Origin of the sequence: Arcticibacter sp., from assembly GCF_045629565.1 — a bacterium.
GTDB lineage: Bacteria > Bacteroidota > Bacteroidia > Sphingobacteriales > Sphingobacteriaceae > Arcticibacter.
This window is the reverse complement of record NZ_JAZQRL010000030.1, coordinates 1-1,580: the sequence shown is the minus strand read 5'-3', so window position 1 is coordinate 1,580 and position 1,580 is coordinate 1. Positions and strand designations below refer to the sequence as shown.

At 41.3% G+C, this 1,580-nt stretch carries 1 protein-coding gene; it reads right to left on the bottom strand.

Going from position 1 to position 1,580, the window contains the following annotated elements:
• The coding region (locus ACKI5J_RS03940) for a DEAD/DEAH box helicase (protein WP_407426724.1) at positions 1–1,580 on the bottom strand (1,580 nt) is incomplete at both ends.

Below are 1,580 nucleotides of genomic sequence, written 5' to 3'. Positions count from 1 at the left end.
TAATTCCATTCATCGATGGTGTCTTTTCCAAGGAAGTAGGTGCACATTACGTTTGAATGCTGGCCAGTCCTGTAAAGTCTATCTTCTGCCTGGTCCATAATTGCTGCATGCCATCCAAATTCAATGAAGCAGATTTGAGTTGCCACATTCTGCAGTCCGTTGATACCTACACCACCGGCTTTTAAATTCAGTACAATCACGTTTATCTTCGGATCATTTTGGAAGCGGTCAACTGCATGTTGCTTCTGAGCTCCATCTTCAGCACCAGTTACCCGTACTGAGTTAGGAAACTTCTCCTGAACCTTGGCAATTACATCACGAAGGCTGGCAAACACAACGATCTTCTGCCCGTTGTCAATGATATCCTGAATGAAGGAAAATGCATCTTTAAGTTTCCCCCTGGCGCTGATGTTTTTAAGGATCCCGATACGAACCATCACCTCCCCTTTCATGGATTTGGCTACCTGCTCATCTGTCTGCTTTTTGATGTTAACCATGTAGCTTTCAAGATCAGCCTGAGCATGTCCGTATTCTTTTCGGTGGACTGGGTCAAGTTCACACTGAATAACTTGGCGCATTTTGTCTGGCAGATACTTCTTAATATCCGGATCCGTTTTGTTCCTCCTGTAAAAACAAGTAAGGTTTAACTTGTAATTCAGTTCTTTCAAATTGCTTGCTTCCTTTGGTCCTGAGCAGTAACGCTTTTTAAAATAAGTAAAGCCACCGAAATCACCCATACGACCGAGCACCCCGATTTGAGAAACTAGATCCATCGGTTTATTTACAATAGGTGTTCCTGTCAGAAGGAATACAGTTTCTTTACCAATGCATATACCTTTAGTAAACTTGCAATTCTGACTCTTTATACTCTTAATTTTATGTGACTCATCGACAATAACGGATTTGAAGAAATCCAAGTATTTCTGTTTAAAATGGATATGTTCCAACCTTAACTGCTTACCTTTTGGCACCTCGTCGATACGCTCAACGAAATACTTTTTAAGGCTTTCATAATTTACAATGAAGAACTGACTCATACCGGTACGATAAAACTCAGGGAACGTCTGTTTAATACTATCCTTAAGCACAATACCTCTACGTTTTACGTTCATTGATATTTCAGCGGCCCAGTTTTCCTTAACAGCCGATGGACAAATCACAAGGCAAGGAAAAACCTCTTTACCCATTGTATGTAATCCCTCAATCGCAATGATACTTTGGCTGGTTTTACCTAAACCCATGTCATCTCCAAAGATGAGGCGTTGTTTTTGAATAGCATACGCAACTCCACCAGGTTGCCATGGTAACATTGGCCGATTCGTTGGGATGTCAATAGTAAGTTCCGGAAGCGGTGGAATAACGAAATTAGTTTCCGGCTCTACTCCTGTTTCAACATGAAATTCAAGACCGTATTTCCTTGCGAATTCTTTAACAGCTAAATGATGCTGCACCGGTACTTCCCAAATCTTTTCTTCATAGCGAAATCTTCGCTCAGGGAGTTCCTTAACGGCTTCGGTGATCTTTGGTCTGTAGGCAAATTCTATCTTATAAACCTTGCCTGACTGCATAATTGTTCCTAC